We start from the raw sequence: 26,868 nt of genomic DNA on the forward strand, positions 1-26,868 counted from the left end.
CCAATAAAAAGGGAAAGAATGCGATTAAAATCTAAGGGGAAAGTGGATTCCATCATAACCTGTCCCTATCTTTCATATAGTGAAGTATCAAGCTTAACAGGCTTATGAAAGGAAGATACCTATGAATCGAAGAGTGGTCGCTTTTTTTATGGCCGGATCACTGCTGGCCGGATCGGGAGGAACGTATGCAGGGATGCAGTGGTTCTATCATTCGCAAAAAGAGGCCGGACTTGAGCCTAAAGCCGGGCTGGAGGGCAAGGAAGATCCAGGCAGCGGAGCACCCGAGGAGCTCGGGAAGGTAGGCCAGGCGTATGAGCTGATCCTCGGAAGCTATGTAGAGAAGGTAGAGGGAGAGCAGCTGGCAGAAGGGGCCATCCAGGGGATGCTTTCAACATTGGATGATCCTTATTCGGTATATATGAACGAGGAAACGGCCAGGCAATTCAATGAAACACTGGAGTCATCGTTTGAAGGGATCGGAGCGGAAGTAAGCATGGTAGATGGCAAGGTGATCATTGTATCTCCATTTAAAGATTCTCCAGCAGAAAAAGCCGGCCTGAAGCCGAACGACCAGATCCTGAAGGTGGATGGCGAAAGCGTTGAAGGCCTTGATTTATATGAAGCCACCTTGAAAATCCGCGGTGAAAAAGGAACCAATGTTATGCTGGAAATACGGAGGCAGGGCCTTCAGGAGCCGCTTTCGGTAAAGGTGAAAAGAGATGAAATTCCGCAGATTACTGTCTATGCGGAAATGAAAGAAGAAAACAATAAAAGAATCGGACATATTGAAATTACGACTTTTTCAGAAGATACAGCAAAGGAATTCACCAGGGAGCTGAAAAAGCTTGAGAAAGAGGGACTGGATGGACTGATCATTGATGTGCGCGGCAATCCGGGGGGACTGCTGTCAAGCGTCGAGGAAATTCTGAAAGGTCTTGTTACTAAAGAAAAGCCGTATGTTCAGATTCAAAAAAGAAACGGAGATAAAACAAGATATTTCTCAGAGCTTGAGAAAGAAAAAGACTATCCGGTAGCCGTTCTGATTGATAAAGGCAGTGCATCTGCGTCTGAAATTCTTGCTGGAGCACTGGAGGAAGGGGCAGGCTATCCGCTCATCGGAGAAGCCACCTTTGGGAAAGGGACCGTCCAGCAGCCAGTCCCGATGGGAGATGGGAGCAATATTAAACTGACATTGTTCAAATGGCTCACTCCGGATGGAAATTGGATTCATAGGAAAGGGATCAAGCCGACGATTGAAGTCGTCCAGCCGGAGATCTTCCATACCCACCCGCTTAATCTGGAAAAGCCGCTTGTGCTGGATATGAATAATGAGCAGGTCAAAAATGCACAGATCATGCTTGATGGGCTCGGGCTGTCGCCTGGCCGGAAGGACGGCTATTTCAGTGAAGCGACCGAAACGGCGGTCAAAGCCTTCCAGCAGCATCAGGGACTGGAGGCAACAGGCAAGGTTGACAGCAAAACTGCTGCCGCGCTTGAGCAGGCTATCATCGCGGAAACCAAGAAAGAAGAAAATGATATTCAGCTGCAGGCAGCCATCCGCTATCTGAGCAGGTGACCGCAGATAGCGGTGACAGGCACCTCCCGGTTTTTGTCGAATTTATTAAAGGGCAGCAGGCATCAGTAATATTCGCCATATCGAATATAACAGGTGCCTGCTGCCCTGTTTTTTTGATAGAATAGAAGTAATAGAAACTTTTATACTAGAGGTTGGTGGGAGGATTTGATTCAGGAGTGGCTTTTGGAGCTGGCAAAGGGTGCGGGAAAGCTTTTGCTGAATCCCGTGTTTTATTATCTGTTCTTTTTAGCGGCGCTGCTTGGGGTTTCCAGAGTGAAGCGAGAGCGCAAGAATTTTCATATCAGGGTGGAAAATGCTTACTTTGAGCTTCGTCAGCTGATCCCTGCTGGACTTGCAGCAGGTCTGGTTCTTTCCGTGATTACTCTGGGAACCGGCATGGTGATCCCGATAGAGCTTGTGTGGCTGACAGCTGCATTCACCATTCTTTGGAGTCTGACAGGAAAGGTACGGCTGCTTGCCCCGGCTTACACAGTGGGCGCAGCATTTTTCGCAAGCATTTATATCATTGACAGGGGCTTCAGCATCCCGCTCATTGAAGCTGCCGGCAATTGGACGGATGACATTCTATTCCCTGCAGGTGCATCTCTGCTTGCTCTTCTGATGATTGGCGAAGCTGTCCTGATTCTGCGGAACGGCGGCCGGGCAACGTCTCCGAAGCTCATTAAAAGCAAGAGGGGACAGACCATCGGTGTCCATGAAACGAAAAGGCTTTGGCTGCTTCCGTTATTTTTGCTTATCCCTGGTGATGCAATCTCTGGGTTGTTTGGCTGGTGGCCGCTGTTTTCCATAGGAGACAGCTCTTATGCAATCATCTTAGTTCCATTTTCAGTTGGGTTCTCTCAGCAGGTTCAGGGTATGCTGCCGGATACGGCTGCCAAGCGGACAGGCAGAAGGCTGCTGGTCTTCTCTATCATCCTACTCCTGCTTTCGGCAGCAGGCTATTGGTACCCGCTGTCATCAATCGGGGTTGCTGCACTGGCTGTGATCGGAAGGGAATTCATCACATACCGCCAAAAGGTATATGACCGGAACCAGTCTTTCTTTTTCTCGAGAAGGAACGAGGGCCTTGTTGTTCTCGGGGTTAAGCCTGGCACGCCCGCAGAATCGATGGGCCTTAAAACTGGTGAACTGGTTTCAAAGGTGAATGGACTGAAGGTCCAAGATGAAAATGATTTATACAATGCCCTTCAGCGCAACGGAGCCCACTGCAAATTGGAAGTATTCGACGTCAATGGACAGATCCGCTTTGTTCAGAAGGCATTATATGAAGGTGACCATCATGAGCTCGGCATTCTGTTTGTGCAGGATGAGTGGAAGAAAGATGAGCGGGCTGTTTGATGGCCAAATAAAAAGCCGGCTGCAATTTTAACGCAGCCGGCTTTTTTGCATAGACTCCATTCTCCCTGCTGGTATACACTGGAATTAGTTTATCAAAATAAGAAAAGGGGTGTCCTGCTCATGGTCAAATTCTGCGTCATCGGTACAAACTGGATCACGGAAAAGTTAGTTCTTGCCGGGAAAGAGCTGGAGGATTTTCAGCTGGCAGCAGTCTATTCAAGAACACGGGATAAGGGCGAGAGGTTCGCAGAGAAGTTTGGTGCAGAGCATATATTCACAGATTTAGAGGATATGGCCAAAAGCGAAGTGATTGATGCGGTGTATATTGCAAGCCCGAATTCGCTTCACAGCGGTCAGGCAGAGCTGTTTTTGCGAAATGGGAAGCATGTGCTTTGTGAAAAGCCGGCAGCTTCAAATACGGCTGAGCTGAAAAGGATGATCCAGGCTGCTAAAGAACATCAAGTGCTGTTCATGGAAGCGATGAAAACGACATTCTATCCGAACTTCCAGCAGATCAGGGAGCATTTGCCGAGACTCGGGAAGGTGAGGCAATATTTCGCCCACTATTGCCAGTATGACTCCAGGTACGAAGATTACAAGGCAGGAAGGCAGGCGAATGCCTTTGATCCGAAGCTGTCGAACGGCGCTTTAATGGATGTCGGCGTGTATGCGATCTATCCAATGCTGGTTCTTTTCGGTAAGCCGAAAAGCCTCCAGGCAAGCGGATTTCTGCTGGAAACCGGATCAGATGCGTCTGGAAGCATTGTGTTTACCTATGAAGATATGGATGCGGCTGTCCTTTTTTCAAAAATCACGGATTCCTCCCTGCCGGCCGAAATACAGGGTGAAAAAGGCTCAATAAAAATAGACCGGATTTCCACAATGGATGTAGTGGAGCTGAAGCTGCGCAATCAGGAGCCTGAAATCATCTCTGTTGCCCAGAGTAATAACAGCCTTTTTTATGAGCTCCAGGAATTTATCCGCCTCGTAAAGGCGGGGGAAACAGAATCAGATATTAACACTTTCCAGAATAGCTTGCTGGTTATGGAAATGCTGGATGAAGCCAGAAAACAGATGGGCGTCGTATACCCGGCAGACCTTTGAAAAAGTCACTGGCGCCAGGTTACCCGGTTTGGCGTTCTCGGCCCAAAATGGCTATTAAAATATATTGAATATAACAGAGTTCATTCTGCCTCTTCTTGCGCATAAGGTAAAGCTGGTTGATGAGTTCATTAAGCTGGACCTTGCTCAGCTTGTCTAGCATAAGGCTGATGGCGCGGCCTTTGCTGATTTTCACCTCAGATTGTTCTGATGTTCTGATGCACATGTCCCGAAAAGGCGTGATATACATGGAGAGCAAATCTTTAATCTCATTGGTCGTCAGCATGCCGTCATAAGGGATTCCAGAAGGTTCTTTCATGGTTATTCCGCCTTTCTATTAAAAAATGGGTTATTTATAATATACCCGATTATTTGTTAATAAAGAGATGGGTGGAAGAATCTGCTTAAAAGGATTCAATTATCATAGGCCTAATTTGCTAGCTTCTAAAATGATTCCGCAAAATGCCGATATATGCAGTAATCGGAAAATTTCATTTATGCGGGAGTTACTTAATATGAAACTTATACTAAAAACTTTCATTGTAGCAGGAAGTGCGGTCGCTTTATTTCTCGGAGGCATTCTGCTAGTAATAGGACCTATGCTTTTGAAAGACGCCAATGCAATGGATAAACGTTCTGTTTCAAAGGATCTAAATAGAATTGAATTCTATCTTGACTCTGATTTGGATGCTTTAAATCGAACGAACCTGGATTGGGCCGTTTGGGATGATAGCTATAACTTCCTTCAGGGGCAATACAGCGATTATCCCGAAATCAATTTAATGCCTGAAACCTATGAAAATAACTTTGTGAACTTTATTCTTTTCAAAGATCAATCGGGGAAGACTATCTATCAGGGAGGCTATGATTTAAACAGGAAAGCTCCAATTCAGCTGTCATCTGCCTTTTCTGATCCTTTTGATGATATGAAGGCAGATAAGGGTTTCGTACAGACAGAGTTTGGCTTGGCCTTATTCTCCTTACAGCCAGTATACCGAAGCAACGGGAGCGGGCCTAAGGCAGGCTTTTTAATCATGGGAAAGCTTTTGGACCAGGCTTATATAAGCAAGGTTGGAAAAGAGCTTTCCATGGCCCTGTCTTTCCGCAAGGTGGAGCAAATAAAGGGTATAAATCCGGAAATAGAATCATTTAGTGATACAACAATCAGGGGGGCACATTATTTAAGAGACTATGGGGGAGCTAACCTCTATATGATCAGCCTTCTGCAGGAACGGGAATTCTATTTGCAGAGACTTGTGAGCCTGAAGCAGATTTTCTATTATATCCTGGCTTTTTCCGGTCTGCTGCTAGTGCTGGCACTGATCCTGCTGGACCGCTTCATCCTTTCAAGGGTGGCCAGGCTGTCAGAGAATCTAAGGGGAATACAGGAGAGGCGGGATACTGGCTTAAGGCTGCCCATCAGTTCAAAGCACAGGGATGAGATTACAAATTTGGAGCAATCCATCAATAAGGTACTGGCCTCTCTTGAAGATAAGAACCGGGAAATCACAAATCTTGCTTATATCGATCAGCTGACCGGCCTTCCCAATCAGGCCTATCTGTTTGAGCATTATTTGACAAGCCTGAAAGGCATGAAGGCTGTATTCTTCTTTGATTTGGATGGGTTTAAACGGATCAATGATACATTGGGACACCAGGCAGGCGATATATTTCTAAAGGAAATTGCAGAGAAAGTAAAGGCGCTTGCAGACGAAATGAACGGCCTCTTTGCCAGGCTGGCAGGCGATGAATTTGCCCTGCTTGTCGGCACCAGCGAGAGGACGAAGCTGGAAGGAATTGCCAGTAGAATTCTGTCTCAGGTTGGGAAGGAGTATGAGACATTTCAGTACAAGGCATTTACAACAGCCAGTGTCGGTATTGCAGTGTCTCCGCTGGATGGAACTTCTCTGGACGCACTTCTGCAAAAGGCCGATATTGCGATGTATGAGGCTAAGAGCACAGGCAAGAACCAATATGTTTTCTATGAGGATATCTCATCGGACAGCTATTACAAAAATCTCCTGGAGCTGGAGCATGAGCTGAAATATGCGGTAGAACGGAATGAGCTTGAAATTTATTATCAGCCTATTATGGATAAAGCGGGGGAACATATCGTCTGTGTTGAAGCGCTTCTTCGCTGGAACCACCCTGCTAAGGGCCTGATTTCCCCCGATAAATTTATTCCGATCGCTGAAGAAACAGGTCTTATTAATAGGATGGGCTCCTGGGTACTGGAGGAGGCTGTTAAGCAGGTTGGTAAATGGCATAAGGACGGCCTTGAAAAGCTTGGTTTGGCCATTAATCTATCCAAATCGCAAATGAAGGACGGCCGCTTTGTTGAAAAATTGGATGAGGTCCTTGCATGCTATCATTTTCCGCCTGGGCTCCTGCAAATCGAGATTACGGAAAGCGATGTGAGCGATTATAAAAAAGAGCTGCTGCCATTTGTCGAAGACCTCCGGAAAAGGAAGGTCAAAATTGCTCTTGATGATTTTGGGGTCGGTACTTCCTCGCTGATCTTCCTTAAAGATCTCCCGGTCGATACAATAAAGATCGATCGTAATTTTGTCAAAAAGGTTCCCTTTCAAGCCTTTGATACTGTACTGCTGACGGGAATCTACAAAATCCTTAATGAACTGGGGCTGGACTGTGTAACTGAAGGCATCGAAACAGAGGAACAGCTGAAATATATCAGGGAAAACAGTGACTCCAAGCTGCAGGGTTATTATTTCAGCAAACCCTTACCGGCCCCTGAGCTGGAAAAGCAGCTGAATAAATTAACAGCTAGGCTGATTTGATAAATGAAAAGGAGGCGGGAAGATGGGGGCAGTAAGAGAAATTATACACCTGAATATCAAAGACTTTGAAACTGCAAAGGCAGTCTTAAGCGTCCAGATCCCAGCCTATAAAATAGAAGCTGAGATTATAGGCTTTGATGCTATCCCGCAGCTGTTTGATACAGCTGAAAGCTTGATGGCCTCCCGTGAAAGTTTTGTTGGAATGTGCCTGGATGGCAGGCTGGCCGGCGTTCTTGCTTATGAAGAGGATGAAAATTGGGTGGTCATCAGCCGTTTGACCGTTCATCCATCGTTTTTCCGGAGAGGGATTGCAAAGAGTTTGCTTGCTCATTTAACCAGTGAATTTACCGGCAGAAAATGGAGGGTACTGACCGGGAAGGGGAATATGCCAGCCCTTCAATTGTATATAAGTTTCGGGTTTAAAGAAAAAGGTGAGCTGGAGCCTGAACCTGGCATGCAGCTGACGGTCCTGGAAAAAGAATAAGCAAAACCTATCACATACGATCGAAATTTCAATATTTTTCCTTTCATCACCCTGCCTTATAATATAACTAATAAGGAGGGGATTCCAATGCCAATCAATTTTCACGATAAAACGAATCAGGATACCTATTCTTCCCGGAAAGCTGACTCAACTTGGATAGAAACGGTTGGGAAAGAGTTTGATTTAAGGGGGAAAAGTGTTCTCGACATTGGATGTGGAGGGGGAATCTACTCAAGAGCTCTAGCCGATATGGGAGCCTCACATGTGACAGGACTGGATTTCTCACGGGAGCTGCTTGAGGCGGCAGACCGGGCTTCAGATGGTTATCCGCAAATAGAATTTGTGCATGGAAATGCGTACGAAACCGGCTTGGAGGGAGATGCTTATGATATGGTGCTTGAAAGGGCTGTCATCCATCATCTCGACCGGCTTCCGGACGCCTTTGCTGAATGCTTCCGGGTGCTGCGCCCAGGCGGTTTCTGCCTGATTCAGGACCGGACACCGGAGGACTGTCTGCTTCCTGGCAGCAGGACACATATCAGAGGGTTCTTTTTTGAAAAATTCCCGGAGCTCGCGGAGAAAGAGATATCCCGGAGATATAGCAGTTCAGCTGTACAATCAGCGCTGGAGGAGGCAGGGTTCTCATCCGTCAAAGAGATTTCCTTATGGGAAGTAAGGAAGACGTACAGCGATATCAGCGGTTTGCGCCATGATCTCCTTGAAAGAACAGGGCGCTCCATCCTTCATGAGCTGAATGACAGCGAGCTGGCAGAGCTCGTAGAGCATATTGAAAGCAGGCTGACAGATGCCGGGAAAATTACGGAGCAGGATTGCTGGACCATCTGGCTCGCTGTGAAATGACAAAGTAAACGTATTGCTGTAAAATATATACAAATAAAGGCGGGGGGCGGTATTTTGAAATTCAGAATAAAGCGGAAGAAAGAAAAGAAAAAGAATAACAAGCTTGAAGTGATTGATGCTGCAATCGATCTGATAGAGCCGATATACCTTCTGTCCCGGTTTCTCATCCGTTCCCTATTTAAATTTGTGCAGTGAACAGAAAGCTATCAACATAAAAAAAGAGAAGCGGTGATGCCTATGCTTCTCTTTTGCATTTTTAAAAATTTGCCACTGTTAAGCTTAGTTCTTCAGCGGAATCGGATAATTTGGCAGCTGCACTGCTGATTTCGGAAAGAAGGCCGGTAAGAAGTTCGATGTCCTTTTCGATCTGGCGGCTTTTATCTTTGCTTTCTGTGCTTGCCGACAGGATTTCTTTGAAGACATTTCCTGTGTTTTCGATCTCTTTATTCCCGTTCACGACTATTCCATCAATGGTGCCAATCTGCGAAATCACCTCTGAAATCTGCCTGATTGTGCTGTTCAGCAGTGAGGTGATGTTGGAGGATGAGTCTTTTGTCTGTTCTGCCAGCTTCCTGACTTCATCGGCAACAACGGCAAATCCCTTTCCATGCTCGCCTGCCCTGGCCGCCTCAATGGCAGCATTAAGGGCGAGCAGATTGGTCTGGTCTGCAATGCTTGTAATCACGCCGGCAATCTCGCCGATCTGGTTCGAGGTTTTTTCCAGGCTGCTGATGGTGCTGGTAATTTCATTCACATTGCTTTTCAGCTCATGCATATTATCGACAACCCGATTCAGCTGGTCGCGGCCTTTGGATGAACGCGATTCCATTTCAGTCGAAGAAGCGGCGCCATCTTTTGCATTGCCGGATATCTGACGGGACTGATGCACAATCTGTTCTACAGAAGCGCCTGTCTGCTCTGACATGGCAGCCAGATTTTCAACGATTTCCCCGACATAGCTTTTCAGCTCGACCTTCGCTTGATTCTCCCTTTCGGCTGAGAATGCTTCCATCGTCTGCTGCATGATGGAAATGCATAGCTGGATTTCAAGATTGAAAATCTTCGCCATCGCAAAAGTCACGCGGCTTTGATCTTTCGATGACAGTTCCAGCTCCTGCAGGACAATTTCCAAGATGTTTTTCATAAGCAGCTGGTAAATGGACATATACCAGTGAATCTGCACCCCGATCTGCACATAAGCTTTTGCTGCTGTTCTGCGGCGTTCAACGAATTCGCCGTCAACTATGCCATTGAACAGACTGATGATATACTGCTGGCTCATCTCTGTAGTCACGCCAATTTTCGAAATATCGGTTATTTTCCTGACATCCTCTTGTTCATAAGTGAGAAGTTTATTGTAAACGGCGCTGATATGCTTTTCGGCAATCGGGCGCACTGCCCGCAAAATAGCCAAATCTTCTTTTGTCAGGCCCATCACTTCAATCTGAAGCTTTAAATCCTGATCAAATTCAGTTTCCTGTACTGCATGTTCCAGTTCTTTCTGAATCAGGCTTTCAAGGTCAAACGATTTCGGTTTTGCTGTTTTCGTAAAAAGCACTTGAAACACTCCCATTTTCTATATCTATTATCCTGCTTTATATCGGCAATATAGGGGAAGTTTTTACTATTGTTTAAACAGAAGTACAATTGTTTTCAAGAAGGGTCTGCAGCGAGAAGCTGGAGCAGAATCAAAAAAGCCCCGGGCAGGAACGTCGGAGGCTTCAATCAGACCACAGGAATCAGCAGTTTCACGATGGTTCCTTCATTTTCTTTGCTTGTTATATATATATTCCCGCCGTGGCTCTTAATGATCCGGTTGCAGATCATGAGCCCAAGGCCTGTCCCCTTTTCCTTCGTGCTGTAGAACGGTTCACCGAGCTTCGGCAGCCTTTCCTCGGGAATGCCGATCCCTTCATCCTTCACGCTGATCATCGCAAAGCTGTTATCCTGCCTGACCTCAATGCTGATTTTTCCGCCATGGGGCATGGCTTCAATTGAATTCTTGATCACATTGATAAGCACCTGCTTGATTTTATCGATTTCACAGCGGACGCTGATTTCAGATAGAGAGTATTTTACATCTATCATGATGTTATAGATAAGCGCCTGTGTGTTTAAAAGGGTGACGACACTCTTGACTATATTCACCAGATTGGTTTCCTGAGCCTCTGTCACAACAGGCTTGGCGAGGACAAGGAGGTCATTGACGATTTCTTCAATCCGTTCGAGTTCGGAAAGGATTACATCTGCATATTTTTCTGTTTTACGCTCTGTAAGAAGCTGGGTAAAGCCTTTTATGGCGGTAAGGGGATTTCTGATTTCATGGGCGATTCCTGCGGCAAGCTGCCCGACGACAGAGAGCTTTTCTGCATTATGAAGCTTTTCTTCGGTCTTTTTCTGGCCGGTGACGTCTTTGATGATGATCTGGAAAAGCTTCCGGTTCTTAAAAACGGTGGGGATCAGCTGGATAGCGGCCTTCCGGGTGTTCCCGTCACTCCTGATGATATTCAATTCAAAAGAGACAGTCTGGTTCGCCTGGTAAAAATCCTTCAGATAGCCATGATCAGAAGGTGAAACATAGTCATACAAAGAAGCGCCTATAATTTCCTTGCTTGAAGTAAAGCCGAACACCTTCTTGCCTTCATCATTCATGTAGGTCCATATGCCTTTCTCGGTTGTCATGCCAATGGTATCCCTGCTGTATTCGACAAGGAAACGGTACTTTTCCTGGGTTTCCATGTTTTCTTCTTCCATATTGACGCGCTCGGTCATATCTCTTGATATGCACATGGCTTCCTGGCCGTCGCCGAGTGTGCTGATGCTGGTCTCCAGCCAGATATAGTCGCCTTCCTTGCGGCGGAACCGGAATGAAATGCGTGAGCTGCTGCCCGGGGATAGCCCGCGGAATTCTTTTTTGAGGATTTCTTTATCTTGGGGGTGGCAGTAGGCCAGAATGCAGTCCTTGTACAGTTCCTCTTGTGAATAACCCAAAAGGGTGCTGCAGGATGGGGAAACATATAAAAAGATGCCTTCTTTTGTATGCCTTGAAATCAGGTCTGCCGAATGCTTCAGAGCCAGTTCGAGATTCTTTGCTTCAACTTTGTCCACAAATAATTCAGATTGATAGTCTCTGTTTGTTGCAATCAAAACCATTCTCCCTCCCGGAATGCAGTTCAATTTGCTCTTTTCCACTATTATACAATAGACAAGCGGGCATAAATATAGGAGTAAACTCCCTCTTCTTGTGTGAAGTCTGGGGAGAATGTTGATAAGGGGAGGAAAAAATGTGGAAAACCTCCTTTATCCACAGCAGATGGAGTTTTATTTTTTCAAAACTCCCCAAAAATAAGTAAGGGTTTTCAAAAATTGTGGATAAGAATTTTTATCCGAAAAATTTAAAAAAGAGTTTGACAGAACTTTGAAACGCGTGTAAAGTAAAAAACAATTAATCAAGCAAATAAACTTAATACGATAGCTTCTTATCCAGAGAGGTAGAGGGACTGGCCCTATGACACCTCGGCAGCGGACTGATGAACCGTGCCAATTCCAGCAGGCAGATTGCCTGAAAGATAAGAAGAGGACGAACGCCTATTATTCTGCCCTCTTCTTTTTGAAGAGGGCTTTCTTGTTTTCCGGAATAAAAGTGCGTGATGCTGCATAGCTATAGTGTTAAAACCAATTAATTTTATAGGAAAACCATAATTTCTTATCCAGAGAGGCAGAGGGACTGGCCCAATGAAGCCTCGGCAGCGGACTCTTATGAGTACTGTGCCAATTCCAGCAGGTGTGAGCCTGGGAGATAAGAAGAGCGAATGCTGATGATGCATGCCCTCTTCTGTTCTCAGAAGAGGGTTTTTTATTTGATATGGAGGGTGAAGCAAAATGATAGAATTTCAGGATCTCAGAAAGGTGTATGAAAGCGGCGGGCAGCAGGTTGCCGCGCTCAACGGGATTGATCTAGCAATCGATAGAGGAGAAATATTTGGTGTCATCGGCTTCAGCGGAGCGGGAAAAAGCTCGCTGATCCGCTGTGTAAATCTGCTCGAAAGGCCGACCTCGGGCAAGGTGATCGTCGATGGCCATGATCTAACCTCGCTTTCGCCCAAAGAGGTGAGGGAAGTTAAACGGAATATCGGCATGGTGTTCCAGCATTTCAATCTGCTCAACTCAAAAACGGTGTTCGCCAATGTAGCCATGCCGCTCACACTGGCAAAGCTGCCGAAAGAGCAGATCCGCAAACGGGTCGCTGAACTGCTTGAGTTTGTCGGCCTTGCCGATAAAGCGGATAAATATCCGGATCAGCTTTCGGGCGGCCAGAAGCAAAGGGTCGGGATTGCCAGGGCGCTTGCGACACAGCCATCGATTCTTCTGTGCGATGAAGCGACATCGGCCCTTGATCCACAGACGACGAGCAGCATCCTTCAGCTTTTGAAAAAAATTAATGCAGAATACAACATCACCATCCTGATCATTACCCATGAAATGACGGTCATCAGGGAAATCTGCGACAGGGTGGCAGTGATCGAGGCAGGAAAAATTATTGAAGAAGGGTCAGTGTTCAATGTATTCTCGGCGCCGAAAACACAGACGGCCCAGAACTTTGTCAGCTCTGTCATGAATGATTCAATCCCTGATTCTGTAAAGCAGCTTGTAGAGAAAAACGATGGAAAGGAAAGGATCTTCCGGATCAATTTCGTCGGCGAGTCAGCCGGACAGCCGCTGCTTTCCAGACTTGCCAAGAAGTTCGATATTGATATCAACGTGCTGTTCGGGAATATAACCGAGCTTCAGGGAATCCCTTTTGGAAACCTTGTTGTCGAGTTCCAGGGAACCGACCAGGAAGTGCAGCGCGCGCTTATGTATATTCATCAGGAAAAAGTCTCAATCAAGGAAGTGAAAGCACATGCTAGTTGATCACACGCAAATCATAGAAGCACTCATCGAAACCATTCAAATGGTGGCTTTCTCGCTTCTTTTCTCAACCATCCTCGGATTGCCGCTGGGCATCCTGCTGGTTATTACGAGAAAAGGCCATCTGCTGGAGAATCTGCCCGTTTTTAACGTGCTGAATGGGATCATCAACATATTCCGCTCTGTTCCATTCATCATCCTGATGGTCGCAATCATTCCGGTGACGCGCCTTTTAGTAGGCACCTCAATCGGAACGGCGGCTGCTGTCGTACCGCTAGTATTCTATGCCGGCCCATATATTGCAAGGTTAATCGAGAACTCACTCCTCGAGGTTGATCCTGGTGTCCTCGAGGCGGCGGAAGCGATGGGAGCGACTCCGGCACAGATCATCTTTAAGTTTCTCGTACCGGAAGCACTCAGCTCGCTTGTCCTGGCACTGACCATTGCAACCGTCGGACTTGTCGGAGCATCCGCCATGGCAGGGGCTGTCGGCGGCGGCGGGCTTGGCGATTTGGCCATTACCTATGGCTATCAGCGCTTTGATACAACGGTCATGCTCATAACAGTCGCTATCCTGGTCATTATGGTCCAGGGGCTGCAAAGCTTCGGCAATATTTTATCCAAAAAAATCAGAAGACGATAACAGGAGGAATCATCCATGAAAAAACTACTATTAACGGCAATCATCCTCGCACTGGCGGTTTTCAGTGCAGCCTGCTCATCATCAACAAGCGGCAAGGAAAAAGAAAAAGAAGTTAAAATCGGGGTCAGCGGGTCAGACAACCGCATTTGGGACTTTGTAGCCAAGAAGGCTGAAAAAGAAGGAATCAAAGTGGAAATCGTCCGCTTCTCTGATTATGTCCAGCCAAACATCGCTCTAGCAGAGGGAGAGCTTGATGCCAATGCCTTCCAGACCATTTCTTATTTCAACGCTTTTAAAAAGGAGCATGATCTGGATCTTTCACCAATCGCGACAACCGTTATTGCACCAATGGGGATCTACTCTGAAAAATATAAAGATGTAAAAGATATCCCGGAAGGCGGAAAGATTGCCGTGCCGAACGAAGCAACCAATATGGGAAGATCATTCCTGCTTCTGCAGGAAGCCGGCCTGATCACGCTGCCTGAAGACTTTGACGGAAATGGCAGCATCGACAAAATCGTCGACAACCCGAAAAACCTGGAAATCGTCCCTGTAGTAGCGGGCCAGACACCACGCGTCCTGCCGGATGTAGCTGCCTCCATCATCAATAATGGAATCGCTGTTGATGCTGGCTTCAACCCTGTAGAAGACTCTATCTTCCATGAAAGTGCAACAGCAACTCCATATATCAACATCATTGCCGCCAGAACAGAAGACAAAGACAATGAGACACTGAAGCGCCTCGGCGAACTGTATCAGGAAGATGATGTAGCTGAATTCATTGAAAAAGAATACAAAGGCAGCACCATCCCGACATTCGTTCCGCTTAGTGAAATCGGAGAATAATAACCGGTGCCTTGCACCGCTATAACCCAAGGAGGAGATCATTATGTCAGCACCTGCTAAATCTGTAACCGAGCTGAAGGAAAGAATCAATCAAAGTGTGGAAGCTGGAAGGGAGCTTTACCTTTCAACAAGCCACCAGATTCATGACAAGCCGGAAATCGGCAACCAGGAATTTTTCGCATCCGGGCTGCTCTCAGGAATTCTTGAAGAAGAGGGCTTTGAGGTTGAGCGTGCTGTTGCCGGCCATGAAACAGCCTTTGCTGCAAGGAAAAAATCCTCCAAACCGGGACCGTCCATCGCTTTCCTTGCCGAATATGACGCACTGCCGGGAATCGGCCATGCATGCGGCCATAATATCATTGGCACAACAAGCACAGCGGCAGCGATTGCTTTAAGCAAGGTGATTGAAGAAACAGGCGGAGAGGTCGTCGTATTCGGAACACCCGCCGAAGAAGGCGGACCTAACGGCAGTGCCAAGGGCAGCTTCGTGAAGCACGGCCTGACAGAGGGAATTGATGCGGCGCTTATGATCCATCCTTCAAGCAGGACGGCATTGACAAGCTCCTCCCTGGCGGTGGATCCGCTGGACTTTGAGTATATCGGCAAGCCTGCCCATGCTGCGGCTTCACCGCACGAAGGAATTAATGCACTTGATGCGGTCATCCAGCTCTTCAACGGCATCAATGCCCTGCGCCAGCAGCTGAAAGATGATGTGCGAATCCATGGCATCATCACCCATGGAGGAGACGCACCAAATATCATTCCGGAATATGCGAAAGCGCGTTTCTTCATCCGGGCAGCGACAAGAACCTATCTAAATGAAGTTACAGCAAAAGTGAAAAAGGTGGCAGAAGCTGCCGCCCTTGCAACAGGCGCTGAACTGAATGTAATTGCATTCCAGAATGAAGTCGATAATCTTCTATTAAATAGAGCGTATGATGAAGCGTTCCGTGAAGTCATCGAGGAACTGGGGGAAGAGGTCGATCTGTCAGGAAGGGAAGGAATCGGTTCAACAGATGCAGGCAACATCAGCCAGCAGGTACCGACGATCCACCCTTATATCAAGATCGGCAGCGATGATCTTGTTGCCCATACTGTACCTTTCCGTGAAGCTGCACGGTCGGAAAAAGGCGATGAAGCCCTGCTCACAGGTGCAAAGGCGCTGGCACAAACCGCATTCCGGCTTATCACGGAGCCTGAACTGCTTGCTTCCATTAAAGAAGAGTTCGCTAGGAACAAAGAAGCGCAAAAATAAAGGATGGAGCTGCCTATATGGCGGCTCCATTTTTCCATTATACTATTGCTTTTTGTTGAGGCTTTCCTGGGCCAGCCGGATTAATTCCTTCACCATGCTGCCGCCGATCGGGCCGCCGACTTTGCCGGCCTCGCGCGATGTCAGCCTGCCGTTATATCCATGCTGAAGCGGAACATCCTTTTCCCTGGCCACCTCATATTTTACTTCCTCCGGCGCATCCGGTCCGACCTTATAGCCCTGGTTAGCCATAACACGTGCCTTCAATGTGTCGAGGGCTTCACGGGATTCTGGAACTAGGGGGCGCCTCCTTCTTCTGGACATTTTGCAAACCTCCTTTCCGTTCATTATGGATAGTATTTTGCAAACAGCCTTTTTCTAAGCGAAGCCCGTCCATATCATCAGCAGCAAACAGAATTCCGATGAATGGACAACAATGCCCTAAGCAAAAAAATACAGCGGCATATTTTTGAAATTGCTTGTATGATATAGATTGAACCGCTATTCTAATGTTATACTTGTCCGCAATTCATAGTGAATCTATCATAAAGAAGGTGTGAAAAAGTGGCGCTAAAGTATCTTTCAGCCCTGCTGCTGCCTGGACTGCTTGTCATGTTCTTTACGAGGGTGACGTATAATCATGTAATCGGGCTCATTCTGACAGTCGCCCTGATTGCCGCCTCCGTCTACAAGGGCTATACAGACAGCTGGGGGCTTATTGTTGTTGATGCCTTTTCTTTGACTGCCGGTTTCTGGTATGCGCAGATCATGAAACAAAGAGCAAAGAAGCGAGCTTGATTTTATAATGATTCTCAAAAACCTGCCTGGTTTTAATCGGGCAGGTTATTTTATTTGGCAAGCAAGTCTTTCAGCTGTCATCTCCATCCATATTTCCTGCCGACATATTTCGCGGGAAATATTCCAGCTTTATAGGGCCGGTCCACCATTTAATCAAACGTTTGATTAACCTTTATTCGGCAGGAATCGAGCCGTTCCTGGCAGGAGCTTTTTTACTCATCACATGCTATTTCATGAAAAACGAATATCCGTTCGCATATTCCTGGTTTCTTTCATGTGCTTTGTGGTAGAATGAGGATATGAGTTTTTCAGCTTCGTACAAGGCTTCAGACCTTTTTCTTCTATAATATAACTTCAGCAGGAATCATCACGTGCATTCAGGACCGCTTAACCATTAAAAGAACAGGGGCAACAGAAGCAAGGTTCTTGCTTACTGGTATGCCTGCCTGCAAATATAGATAAAATGTTAAAATCAACTTCTTGAACAGGAGGCTTTTTTGTGAAGGACCAATTTGAATTAGTCTCAAAATATTCGCCGCAGGGCGATCAGCCAGAGGCCATCAGCAGGATTGTCGAGGGCATCCGCTCCGGCAAGCGGCACCAGACCCTGCTGGGTGCAACTGGTACTGGTAAGACGTTTACCATTTCCAATGTGATTAAAGAGGTTAACAAGCCTACATTGGTCATAGCCCATAACAAAACCCTGGCAGGCCAGCTTTACAGTGAGTTCAAGGACTTTTTCCCGAACAATGCTGTAGAGTATTTTGTCAGTTATTATGATTACTACCAGCCTGAGGCATACGTGCCCCAGACAGATACATTCATTGAAAAAGATGCAAGCATCAATGATGAGATTGACAAGCTGCGCCACTCAGCAACTTCTTCGCTTTTTGAACGGAAGGACGTTATCATCATCGCCAGTGTTTCCTGCATATACGGCCTCGGTTCACCTGAGGAATACAAGGAGCTTGTGCTCTCTTTGAGGACAGGGATGGAAATTGAGCGGAACCAGCTTCTGCGCCGCCTTGTTGATATCCAGTATGAGCGGAACGATATTGATTTCCGGAGGGGGACCTTCAGAGTCCGCGGCGATGTGGTGGAAATCTTCCCGGCTTCACGGGATGAGCATTGCATGCGGGTCGAATTCTTCGGTGATGAGATTGACCGGATCCGGGAGGTGGATGCACTGACCGGAGAAATCATGGGCGAGCGCGAACATGTTGCCATCTTCCCGGCCTCCCACTTCGTAACACGCGAGGAAAAGATGAAAATTGCCATCGGGAATATCGAAAAGGAATTGGAAGAGCGCCTGGAGGAAATGCGTGAAAACGGCAAGCTTCTTGAGGCTCAGCGCCTGGAACAGAGAACGCGCTATGACCTGGAGATGATGAGGGAAATGGGCTTTTGCTCAGGGATCGAGAACTATTCGCGCCATCTGACTCTCCGTCCGGCCGGATCAACGCCGTATACGCTGCTTGATTATTTCCCTGACGATTTCCTGATGGTCGTAGATGAATCACATGTAACGATCCCTCAGGTCAGGGGGATGTTCAACGGGGACCAGGCCAGGAAGTCAGTCCTTGTGGATCATGGATTCAGGCTGCCATCCGCGATGGATAACAGGCCGCTCACCTTCCCGGAATTCGAAAAGCATATCAATCAGATTGTATATGTTTCCGCAACCCCGGGTCCATATGAAATAGAGCATACGCCGGAAATGGTCCAGCAGATCATCCGGCCGACAGGGCTGCTTGATCCGACGATCGAGGTGCGCCCGATCGAAGGACAGATTGATGACCTGATTGGCGAAATCAATGATCGGGTAAAGAAGAATGAGAGGGTCCTCATTACGACCTTGACGAAAAAAATGTCAGAGGACTTGACCGACTATCTGAAGGAAATCGGCATAAAGGTGCAATATCTCCATTCAGAGGTCAAGACGCTGGAGCGGATTGAGATCATCCGTGAGCTCCGCCTAGGAAAATATGATGTACTGATCGGGATCAATCTCCTGAGGGAGGGGCTCGACATACCGGAGGTTTCCCTTGTCAGCATACTTGATGCAGATAAAGAGGGCTTCCTCCGTTCAGAGAGGTCCCTCATCCAGACAATCGGGCGCGCGGCCCGGAATGCTTCCGGCCATGTCATCATGTACGCAGACAAGATCACCAATTCAATGGAACTGGCGATCAGCGAGACGAAAAGGCGCCGGGAAATCCAGGAAGCTTATAATGAGGAGCACGGCATCACACCGCAGACGATCCAGAAGGAAATCCGCGATGTGATCCGCGCCACTCATGCTGCCGAGGAGCAGGCCGACTATGCTGCACCAGCCAAACCGGCAAAAATGACGAAGAAAGAACGCGACAAACTGATCGCAAATATGGAAAAGGAAATGAAGGAAGCTGCCAAGGCGCTCAATTTCGAGCGGGCGGCCGAGCTTCGTGATCTATTATTAGAGCTGAAAGCGGAAGGATGACGAACTGATGGCAATGGAAAAACTGATTGTAAAAGGCGCCAGGGCCCATAACCTGAAGGATATTGATGTCACCATCCCGAGGGATAAGCTTGTGGTGCTGACGGGGCTTTCCGGATCCGGGAAGTCATCCTTGGCCTTTGATACGATATATGCAGAGGGGCAGCGCCGCTATGTGGAATCTCTTTCCGCCTATGCGCGCCAGTTCCTCGGCCAGATGGATAAGCCTGATGTCGATGCCATAGAAGGGCTGTCGCCGGCAATCTCCATCGACCAGAAAACAACAAGCAGGAACCCAAGATCGACTGTCGGCACCGTGACGGAAATCTATGATTATCTGAGGCTGCTGTTCGCCAGGGTCGGCCGTCCGACATGCCCGATCCATAATGTGGAGATATCCTCCCAGACAATCGAGCAGATGGTCGACAGGATCATGGAATATCCGGAAAGAACGAAGATGCAGGTCCTCGCTCCGGTCGTTGAGGGCAGGAAGGGGACCCACGTCAAGGTTCTTGAGGATGTGAAAAAGCAAGGCTATGTCCGTGTCAGAGTCAACGGCGAAATGCATGACCTGGGCGAAGACATCACATTGGAAAAAAATAAGAAACACAGCATACAAGTGGTCATTGACCGCGTGGTCGTGAAAGAGGGCGTAGCAGCAAGGCTGGCTGACTCCCTTGAAACGGCGCTTAAGCTCGGTGAAGGCAAAGTCATCATTGATGTAATCGGAGAGGAAGAGCTCCTCTTCAGCGAAAACCATGCCTGCCCGCACTGCGGCTTCTCCATCGGCGAGCTTGAACCGAGGATGTTCTCCTTCAACAGCCCATTCGGCGCCTGCCCATCCTGCGATGGTCTTGGCAGCAAGCTTGAAGTGGATGTTGACCTTGTCATCCCAAACCGCGGACTATCTTTAAGACAGCATGCCATCGCACCATGGGAGCCGACAAGCTCCCAGTATTATCCGCAGCTGCTTGAGGCAGTCAGCAGCCATTTGGGGATTGACATGGATATGCCTGTACAGGATATACCGAAGCATTTGCTTGATAAGCTTCTTTACGGAGCAAAAGGGGAAAAAATCTATTTCCGCTATGAAAACGACTTTGGCCAGGTAAGGGAAAACTTTATTGAGTTTGAGGGTGTGATCCGCAATGTGGAAAGGCGCTTCAAGGAAACAAGCTCTGACTATATCCGCGAACAGATGGAAAAGTATATGGCCCAGCACCCTTGCCCGGCCTGTAAAGGAAACCGCCTGAAACAGGAAAGTCTTGCTGTCCTGATTGCAGGGGAGCATATTGGAAAGATTACATCATTGTCCATTGAAGAGGCAGAAGACTTTTTTGAACATGTGATTCTCTCTGAGAAAGAAAGGCAGATTGCCAACCTGATTCTTAGGGAGATAAAAGAAAGGCTCGGATTCCTCATCAATGTGGGACTGGACTATCTGACACTAAGCCGGGCAGCAGGCACGCTTTCAGGAGGGGAAGCTCAGCGCATCCGTCTTGCCACTCAGATCGGCTCCCGCCTGACCGGTGTCCTGTATATCCTGGACGAGCCGTCAATCGGCCTTCATCAGCGCGACAATGACAGGCTGATCGATACGCTCAAGAATATGCGTGATATCGGGAATACGCTCATAGTTGTTGAACATGATGAGGATACGATGATTGCAGCCGACTACCTTATCGATGTCGGCCCGGGAGCCGGCGTCCACGGCGGCCAGATTGTTTCCCAGGGGACACCGGCAGAGGTAATGGATGATCCGAATTCCTTGACCGGCCAGTATTTGTCAGGGAAGAAGTTTATCCCGCTGCCGCTTGAGCGGAGAAAAAGCGACGGTCGCTTCATTGAAATCAAGGGTGCACAGGAAAACAATCTGAAAAACGTAAATGTCAAATTCCCGCTTGGCACGTTTACTGCCGTCACTGGTGTATCAGGATCAGGAAAAAGTACGCTGATCAATGAAATACTTCATAAAACCCTGGCGCAAAAGCTCCATAAAGCCAAAACAAAGCCAGGCGAGCATAAAGATGTCAAAGGAATTGAGCATCTTGATAAGGTCATTGACATCGACCAGTCGCCGATTGGACGTACACCGCGTTCCAATCCGGCCACCTATACCGGTGTCTTTGATGATATCCGCGATGTTTTCGCCTCTACGAATGAAGCAAAGGTACGCGGATATAAGAAGGGACGCTTCAGCTTTAACGTTAAAGGCGGAAGATGCGAGGCATGCCGGGGAGACGGAATCATTAAGATTGAGATGCATTTCCTTCCTGATGTGTATGTCCCATGCGAGGTCTGCCACGGGAAACGCTATAACCGCGAAACTCTTGAAGTTAAGTATAAAGGGAAAAATATATCAGATATCCTTGATATGACAGTCGAGGATGCACTTGAATTCTTTGAAAATATTCCAAAAATCAGCCGAAAGCTCCAGACAATCTATGATGTTGGCCTGGGCTATATCACGCTCGGCCAGCCGGCAACCACATTGTCCGGAGGGGAGGCTCAGCGTGTGAAGCTGGCTTCAGAGCTGCACCGCAGGTCAACCGGCCGCTCTTTCTATATACTGGATGAACCGACGACCGGACTGCATGTCGATGATATCTCCAGGCTGCTCACTGTATTGCAGCGGCTTGTTGAAAACGGGGATACAGTCCTGGTCATCGAGCATAATCTCGATGTCATCAAGGCTGCCGACTATATTGTCGATCTTGGGCCAGAAGGCGGCGATAAAGGCGGAACCATCATTGCCCAGGGCACCCCGGAAAAAGTGGCTGAAGCAGAAGGCTCTTATACCGGCAAATATCTAAAGCCAATCCTGGACAGAGACCGTATTCGCATGCAGAAGCTGGTCAAAGAAAGAGAAACAAGCGTATCAAAAGCATAAACCCAAAAGCGAGTTCCGCAATTACTGCGGGCTCGCTTTTTTAGGATGATGGAATTCCTGCTGAATATTGCCAGATTGCCTCCCGCTGAATCGGGTAAATGAACCTTAATCAGAAAAGGAAGGTTCATGATGAAAAAATATATTTGGATTATTATCGGCTTTATACTGTTAATTGGCTCTGCTGTCGCCATTCAGGCAAAAAATACTGTTTCGCATGATGGCGAGAAAGAAATCGTGGCACTCGGGGATTCTCTCACCTATGGGTATGGCGATAAAAACGGAAAAGGGTATACCGGAAGGCTTGAGGGAAGATTGGACAAGATTTATGAGGAAAACGTTGAAGTTGAAAACTTTGGAATCTATGGACAGGATACACTGAACGTCAAAAAACAGCTGAATACCCCGGCTGTTTTAAAAGAGGTGCAGGAGGCAGACACAATCATCATTTTTATCGGCACAAATGACCTGCTTCATGCAAATGGCGGGGATCTGGCACCACTACACAAAGAAAGGCTTAAGAAGGCAGAAGAAATTTATAGGGGAAACCTGGAAGAAATAGTCCGGTGGACAGAGCGGAACAATCCTGAGAGTACAATCCTTTTGCTTGGCCTCTATAATCCCTATCCAGGCAATGAAAAAATCGGCAGCATCATAGAGGGCTGGAACGAGAAAGTAAAAGCAGCAGCTGCGAGCCATCATCAGGTAAGATGGGTTCCTACTGACGATTTGTTTAAGGGCATGGAGAAAAATCTCTTTTTCTATGATTCCCTGCATCCCAATGACCGCGGATATGACCTGATTGCAGACCGGGTTGCCAAGGAATATGCCAGGCTGCAGGAAGATTGACACCACTCTGTAAACGAAAAGAAAAAGGGCTGTAAACTGCAGCCTTTATAATAAAGAAAAAGAGTTTCAGGGGGGCAGCCCATGCATTCTTATATCGAAGATTCCCTTAATGAATGGAAAGAAGATATTTCCAAGGTGTTGGACCAGATCAATCAGGATTATGAAGAGGTCAAAAGGGAATTGCAGGTGTATACATACAAATACGGGATAACAAAGCAGGTTATACAATCAACGGTCAATGATGAGATCATTGAAACCATCCGCGAGCAGTACCACCGCCCATTTGAGGAAAAATATAATGAGCTGAAGGGCTCAATCCGGGATTTGGAAGAAAAGCGCAAGGTATTTCAGATGTTTGTCCATAAAATTGATGAAGTATGCAGGAAGGGAGCAGCGAAAACGGTTTAAGCTGACTTTCGAAGGGGCACTGGTAATCAGTGCTTTTTTATTTGTCAGCTGGGGCTGGGACTGTGTTGATTTAGGCTAGTTGCTAATAAAACGTGAAAGTTGCTAGTATATCGGGAAACTTGCTAATAAAAAGAAAAAGTTGCTAATATATTGGGAAACTTGCTAATAAAAAGAAAAAGCTGCTAATAAATATTACTCCAGGTATTACGATACTGCAAAAACGTACATTAATTTATCCTCTTTTAGGGTTAATTTTATGAAAGTACTACGAATTCTTTCATTTCTTTCCTTTTTTATAAATTTTGATTACCCTCATTATTTTCAGCTTCAGTGAAACTTTTAAAGCGCCCGTGCGTAAGTATTATCAAGGAGTTGAAAATGATGGATTCTAAAAAGGTGCTTTCGGCATTAAGTTATTTTAGTGTGTTTTTTGCAGGATTTATTTTTCCGCTCGTGGTTTTCTTTGCATCTGAAAATCCTTTTGTAAAAGTGCATGCTAAAAAGGCATTTTTGTCGCATCTGATCCCTTTGATTGCGCTGCCGGTCATTTTTCTGGCCATCCCTTTTGAGATTTTTTCCAATCCAAACGAAGTTCCGGTCTTTTTCCTGATTGGAATCGGCCTTTCCGTAATTCTTAGCTTGATTGTTGTAGTCTGGAATATTGTCAAAGGCGTTCAGATATTGGCTGCAAGTGAATAGTGAATACTATATCGAGGAGGCAATAACATGAAAGATGAAAGAAAAAGGATTTTAAAAATGGTCGAGGACGGAAGCCTGCGTGCTGAGGAGGCACTTCTTCTGCTTGAGGAGCTTGAAAAGGCGTCGAAAACGATGGAGAAAAAAGAAGAAAAGCTGCATAGTGAATGGGGAAACCAGACCTATTTTGAAGAAGCGAAGAAACAGCAGCAGGACACGGCCCAATATAAATTCCACTATGCCAAAGAAAAAATCATTGAGTTTGTAGATACTGCTTTCCAGAAGATTAAGGATGCCGATCTGGATTTTAATTTCGGCCCTGCATTTGAAATATCTCATGTGTTCCAGCAGAACGATGTCAGATTGTCTGAAATTGAAATGGAAGTGGCGAATGGGAAACTGACGCTGATTCCCTGGGAACAGAATGATGTCCGCATTGACTGCCGGGCTAAGGTGTACCGCGGTGAAACCCAAGATGAAGCCCGCCAGAACTTTTTAAGGGATGTCCTTTTTACGGCGGACAATGGCCGGCTGCTGTTTTCTGCGCAGCAGAAGTGGATGAAAGTTGAGGCCGCTGTGCATATTCCAAAGGAGCAGTATGACAGCATCCGAATCAGGATGTTCAATGGGCCGGTAGAAGGCAGCGACCTGGCCGTGACAAAACTGAAGGTCAAGTCAGCGAACGGAAAAATTACGCTGGATAAGCTTAATGCCAGCCATCTTGAAGCTGAGGCAGGAAATGGCCAGATCACAGTGACTGGCAGCACACTGGATCATATTGAAGCAGAGACCGTCAATGGGGCGATAAAAGTTGCTGGTGATTATAAAAGTGCTGATCTTCAATCTTTTAATGGTAATATCCAGGTTCATGTTAAAGGAGACAGATGTGAACGCCTCGAAGCGGAAGCTGTCACCGGTACAGTCGACGTGTATCTTCCATCCGGAACGCCTGTGAATGGTGATCTGAGAACCAATCTTGGAAGCTTCCAGCTTGCGCTGGATGGAATCCAGGTAGTAGAGGAAAAATCAGAAATGGTGCAGAAGCTGCTCAAATTTCAGTCTGTTAAAGACCCTGCAGCTGCCATTGATTTAAGGGCTAAGACCAAGACAGGTTCAATTGCTGTTAAAACTGGTGATTTTGTTAAATAAAATAAGCTGCGGCCAGAAGCGATGCTTCTGGCTTTTATCCATAAAAGAGGTGATGGACTGTGAGATGGCTGATAGGCATCTTGATCAATGCTGTTTTGTTTGCCGCTTTGGCAGGATTTTTCCGTGATTCGTTTTATTTAGAAAGCTTTGGTGCAGCATTGGGGGCAAGCTTCATTTTGTCGCTGCTGAATGTGCTGGTGCGGCCGATTCTGATTATCTTGACTTTGCCTGTGACGCTTTTGTCGCTTGGCTTGTTTTTATTTGTTATCAATGCTGTTACTTTGCTTCTGACAGATGGAATTATGGGGAGCTCTTTTGAGATAGATGGGTTTGGGATGGCTTTTTTGGTGGCTGTGATTATGGCGGTTGTTAATTTGGTTATTCAGAGGACGGTTATGGATCGGAAGGGAAACTGAAGGAGTGGAGGGGCTTCTAACGGAAAGCCCGCCTTTCCAGGCTAACTTATAAAAATAGTTTGCTGCGATTATGAGGCTGTTGATCTCCGTTCCGGGCACTTCGCTTTCCGTGGGGCGGCGCTGAGCCTCCTCACCGCTGCGCGTCTGCGGGGTCTCAGCTCTGCCGCTGCAATCCCACAGGAGTCTGCGTGCCCTCCACTCCGATCAACAGGGTTCTAAAACTTTTTGGCAACTTTACAAACCAGACAGGCCAACATTCCATTAATGCCTTAAGCTGGTATAAAAAAATCATATAAACAAAAGGGGTACTGAAGCATTATGCCGTACCCCTTTTACTTATAAAATCGAATGGGTCTACCTATGAAGAGTTTTCACCTCTGCTTTTCTTGGGAATAAGTAATATATGCCGGTACGCTGTTTTCTCTTAGTTTTTCGGCGAGGGATTGGGCGTTTTTTAGTTGGGAGAAGGCTCCGGCCTGGACTTTGTAGAGGCCGCCGGCTGGTTTGTAAAATGATAGGAGTGCCATGCCGATGGTTTGTCCGCAGAGCTGCTGGTATTCTTTGGATTGCAGCAGACTGCATTCTGTTTTATTGGTCATGAATCCGCATTCGATGAGGATGGCTGTCATGGTGGTTTTTCTTAGTACATGGAAGTCCGCAGTTTTGACTCCGCGGTCGGCCAGGCCGGTTTCTTTTACGAGCTGTGCCTGAACGGATTGGGCTAGCTTTACTGCTTCTGCAGGGCGGGAGGTGTGGACGTATGTTTCGATTCCGTTTGCGCTGTTCCAGCCTGTTCCGTAGGCGTTGGCGTGGATGGAGACATAGCAGTCTGCTTTCCAGCGGTTGGCCATTCCGGTTCTTTCGGATAATGGGATGTCCCATTCGTCGGAATGAGAGTCCATGACGGTTAATCCGGCCTGTTCGAGGAGTTTGCGGCAGTGGTGGGCGGCCTGGCGGTTGAATTCGTATTCTCTGAAGCCATCGGGGCTTCTTTTTCCAGGGGTTTCGTAGCCGTGTCCTGCGTCGAGTACGATTTTCATTTGTTTCCCTCCTAATGATTTGTTCATTTACTATATAGGGGGAAATGGGGATTTAGGACATGGTGAGGGAGAAAAAATTTTTAGGAACTATGTAGTTTGGTTCTTTGAATGTAGTCTGTTGATCTACGCTGCAGGCACTTCGCTTTCCGCGGGGTGCGCTGAGCCTCCTCAGAGCAAGCTCTTGCGGTGTCTTAGCTCTGTCGCTACTTCCCGCAGGAGTCTTCGTGCCTTCGACTCCGATCAACAGGGTTTTTAGAATTTATTTGCATTAGCAAAAGGAGACCTTAGCTCTCTTTGAATGGGGCTGTTGATCTGCGC

24 protein-coding genes, 1 pseudogene and 2 riboswitches are annotated in these 26,868 nt (G+C 47.1%); of the genes and pseudogenes, 19 read left to right on the forward strand and 6 right to left on the reverse strand.

All coding sequences use genetic code 11. The annotated features are described in order from the left end of the window. Positions 1 to 121: 121 nt before the first annotated feature. The 3 genes from CYJ37_RS09475 (at position 122) to CYJ37_RS09485 (ending at position 4,039) form a co-directional block, all read left to right on the forward strand. On the forward strand, positions 122 to 1,576 hold the full coding sequence (locus tag CYJ37_RS09475; RefSeq protein ID WP_180827295.1) for a S41 family peptidase: 1,455 nt from the start codon (positions 122 to 124) through the stop codon (positions 1,574 to 1,576). 165 nt (positions 1,577 to 1,741) lie between these two features. After that, positions 1,742 to 2,935: a PDZ domain-containing protein gene (locus tag CYJ37_RS09480; RefSeq protein WP_101549407.1), complete on the forward strand. Its 1,194-nt coding sequence runs from the start codon at positions 1,742 to 1,744 to the stop codon at positions 2,933 to 2,935. A gap of 120 nt (positions 2,936 to 3,055) precedes the next feature. Further along, positions 3,056 to 4,039, forward strand: coding sequence for a Gfo/Idh/MocA family protein (locus CYJ37_RS09485; protein ID WP_101549408.1), 984 nt, complete (start codon positions 3,056 to 3,058; stop codon positions 4,037 to 4,039). Positions 4,040 to 4,058: 19 nt separating this feature from the next. On the opposite strand, the gene CYJ37_RS09490 is transcribed toward CYJ37_RS09485, so the two are convergent. Further along, the gene (locus tag CYJ37_RS09490; protein ID WP_101549410.1) at positions 4,059 to 4,355 is read right to left on the reverse strand and encodes a hypothetical protein; all 297 of its coding nucleotides are present in this window, start codon (positions 4,353 to 4,355) and stop codon (positions 4,059 to 4,061) included. Positions 4,356 to 4,551: 196 nt separating this feature from the next. Between CYJ37_RS09490 and CYJ37_RS09495 the strand changes: the two genes are divergently transcribed. The 4 genes from CYJ37_RS09495 to CYJ37_RS27130 all read left to right on the forward strand — a co-directional run bounded on the left by CYJ37_RS09495 (position 4,552) and on the right by CYJ37_RS27130 (position 8,374). Continuing rightward, the gene (locus CYJ37_RS09495; RefSeq protein ID WP_180827296.1) at positions 4,552 to 6,834 is read left to right on the forward strand and encodes a bifunctional diguanylate cyclase/phosphodiesterase; all 2,283 of its coding nucleotides are present in this window, start codon (positions 4,552 to 4,554) and stop codon (positions 6,832 to 6,834) included. A gap of 22 nt (positions 6,835 to 6,856) precedes the next feature. Next, complete coding sequence (locus tag CYJ37_RS09500) at positions 6,857 to 7,318, forward strand: GNAT family N-acetyltransferase (protein ID WP_101549414.1); 462 nt, start codon at positions 6,857 to 6,859, stop codon at positions 7,316 to 7,318. Positions 7,319 to 7,405: 87 nt separating this feature from the next. Further along, positions 7,406 to 8,179, forward strand: a complete 774-nt coding sequence (locus tag CYJ37_RS09505) for a class I SAM-dependent methyltransferase (protein WP_101549416.1) — start codon at positions 7,406 to 7,408, stop codon at positions 8,177 to 8,179. A gap of 54 nt (positions 8,180 to 8,233) precedes the next feature. Further along, positions 8,234 to 8,374, forward strand: coding sequence for a hypothetical protein (locus CYJ37_RS27130; protein ID WP_009793021.1), 141 nt, complete (start codon positions 8,234 to 8,236; stop codon positions 8,372 to 8,374). A 61-nt stretch (positions 8,375 to 8,435) separates the two neighbouring features. Here the strand turns inward: CYJ37_RS27130 and CYJ37_RS28020 are convergent, their stop codons facing one another. The 3 genes and pseudogenes from CYJ37_RS28020 to CYJ37_RS09515 all read right to left on the reverse strand — a co-directional run bounded on the left by CYJ37_RS28020 (position 8,436) and on the right by CYJ37_RS09515 (position 11,332). Next, positions 8,436 to 9,203: a methyl-accepting chemotaxis protein gene (locus CYJ37_RS28020; RefSeq protein ID WP_374703157.1), complete on the reverse strand. Its 768-nt coding sequence runs from the start codon at positions 9,201 to 9,203 to the stop codon at positions 8,436 to 8,438. Then, positions 9,198 to 9,752, reverse strand: a pseudogene (locus CYJ37_RS28025) (protoglobin family protein); the annotation flags it as partial. The gene CYJ37_RS28020 and the pseudogene CYJ37_RS28025, both read right to left, overlap by 6 nt. A 152-nt stretch (positions 9,753 to 9,904) precedes the next feature. Next, on the reverse strand, positions 9,905 to 11,332 hold the full coding sequence (locus tag CYJ37_RS09515; protein ID WP_022544390.1) for a PAS domain-containing sensor histidine kinase: 1,428 nt from the start codon (positions 11,330 to 11,332) through the stop codon (positions 9,905 to 9,907). Between the two features lie 323 nt (positions 11,333 to 11,655). After that, positions 11,656 to 11,755: riboswitch (SAM riboswitch) on the forward strand. Positions 11,756 to 11,882: 127 nt separating this feature from the next. Next, positions 11,883 to 11,985, forward strand: a riboswitch (SAM riboswitch). 76 nt (positions 11,986 to 12,061) lie between these two features. On the opposite strand from CYJ37_RS09515, the gene CYJ37_RS09520 reads away from it, so the two are divergent. Genes CYJ37_RS09520 through CYJ37_RS09535 form a run of 4 tightly spaced genes read left to right on the forward strand, consistent with a single transcriptional unit; the run spans position 12,062 to position 15,834 of the window. Continuing rightward, complete coding sequence (locus CYJ37_RS09520; protein WP_101549420.1) at positions 12,062 to 13,093, forward strand: methionine ABC transporter ATP-binding protein; 1,032 nt, start codon at positions 12,062 to 12,064, stop codon at positions 13,091 to 13,093. After that, complete coding sequence (locus CYJ37_RS09525) at positions 13,083 to 13,733, forward strand: methionine ABC transporter permease (RefSeq protein ID WP_009793027.1); 651 nt, start codon at positions 13,083 to 13,085, stop codon at positions 13,731 to 13,733. Before CYJ37_RS09520 ends, CYJ37_RS09525 begins: the two co-directional genes overlap by 11 nt. Before the next feature lie 15 nt (positions 13,734 to 13,748). Then, positions 13,749 to 14,579 carry a MetQ/NlpA family ABC transporter substrate-binding protein gene (locus CYJ37_RS09530; RefSeq protein WP_009793028.1) on the forward strand — a complete coding sequence of 277 codons (831 nt, stop codon included), beginning with the start codon at positions 13,749 to 13,751 and terminating at the stop codon, positions 14,577 to 14,579. Positions 14,580 to 14,622: 43 nt separating this feature from the next. Continuing rightward, a complete protein-coding gene (locus tag CYJ37_RS09535; protein ID WP_101549422.1) occupies positions 14,623 to 15,834 on the forward strand; it encodes a M20 family metallopeptidase in 1,212 nt (403 codons plus the stop codon). A 42-nt stretch (positions 15,835 to 15,876) separates the two neighbouring features. On the opposite strand, the gene CYJ37_RS09540 is transcribed toward CYJ37_RS09535, so the two are convergent. Continuing rightward, complete coding sequence (locus CYJ37_RS09540; RefSeq protein ID WP_022544389.1) at positions 15,877 to 16,155, reverse strand: alpha/beta-type small acid-soluble spore protein; 279 nt, start codon at positions 16,153 to 16,155, stop codon at positions 15,877 to 15,879. 240 nt (positions 16,156 to 16,395) lie between these two features. On the opposite strand from CYJ37_RS09540, the gene CYJ37_RS09545 reads away from it, so the two are divergent. The 8 genes from CYJ37_RS09545 (at position 16,396) to CYJ37_RS09580 (ending at position 25,510) form a co-directional block, all read left to right on the forward strand. Next, positions 16,396 to 16,629, forward strand: a complete 234-nt coding sequence (locus CYJ37_RS09545) for a CsbA family protein (protein ID WP_009793031.1) — start codon at positions 16,396 to 16,398, stop codon at positions 16,627 to 16,629. Positions 16,630 to 17,128: 499 nt separating this feature from the next. Beyond that, entirely contained in the window at positions 17,129 to 19,108 is a 1,980-nt protein-coding gene (gene uvrB / locus CYJ37_RS09550; RefSeq protein ID WP_009793032.1) for an excinuclease ABC subunit UvrB, read from the forward strand. A 7-nt stretch (positions 19,109 to 19,115) separates the two neighbouring features. Next, positions 19,116 to 21,995 (forward strand): excinuclease ABC subunit UvrA, encoded by a 2,880-nt coding sequence (uvrA, locus tag CYJ37_RS09555; protein WP_101549424.1) that lies wholly within the window; start codon positions 19,116 to 19,118, stop codon positions 21,993 to 21,995. Positions 21,996 to 22,121: 126 nt separating this feature from the next. After that, entirely contained in the window at positions 22,122 to 22,841 is a 720-nt protein-coding gene (locus tag CYJ37_RS09560; protein ID WP_101549426.1) for an SGNH/GDSL hydrolase family protein, read from the forward strand. A gap of 81 nt (positions 22,842 to 22,922) precedes the next feature. Continuing rightward, positions 22,923 to 23,249, forward strand: a complete 327-nt coding sequence (locus CYJ37_RS09565) for a hypothetical protein (RefSeq protein ID WP_009793035.1) — start codon at positions 22,923 to 22,925, stop codon at positions 23,247 to 23,249. 378 nt (positions 23,250 to 23,627) lie between these two features. After that, positions 23,628 to 23,948 carry a DUF4870 domain-containing protein gene (locus CYJ37_RS09570; protein ID WP_009793036.1) on the forward strand — a complete coding sequence of 107 codons (321 nt, stop codon included), beginning with the start codon at positions 23,628 to 23,630 and terminating at the stop codon, positions 23,946 to 23,948. Between the two features lie 27 nt (positions 23,949 to 23,975). Further along, entirely contained in the window at positions 23,976 to 25,094 is a 1,119-nt protein-coding gene (locus tag CYJ37_RS09575; RefSeq protein ID WP_101549429.1) for a DUF4097 family beta strand repeat-containing protein, read from the forward strand. Positions 25,095 to 25,153: 59 nt separating this feature from the next. Then, entirely contained in the window at positions 25,154 to 25,510 is a 357-nt protein-coding gene (locus tag CYJ37_RS09580; RefSeq protein ID WP_101549432.1) for a phage holin family protein, read from the forward strand. A 371-nt stretch (positions 25,511 to 25,881) separates the two neighbouring features. On the opposite strand, the gene CYJ37_RS09585 is transcribed toward CYJ37_RS09580, so the two are convergent. Next, positions 25,882 to 26,550, reverse strand: coding sequence for an N-acetylmuramoyl-L-alanine amidase (locus CYJ37_RS09585; RefSeq protein WP_101549434.1), 669 nt, complete (start codon positions 26,548 to 26,550; stop codon positions 25,882 to 25,884). Positions 26,551 to 26,868: the final 318 nt, after the last annotated feature.

This window comes from Bacillus sp. UMB0728 (assembly GCF_002858875.1).
Classification (GTDB): Bacteria; Bacillota; Bacilli; order Bacillales; family Cytobacillaceae; genus Bacillus_AB; species Bacillus_AB infantis.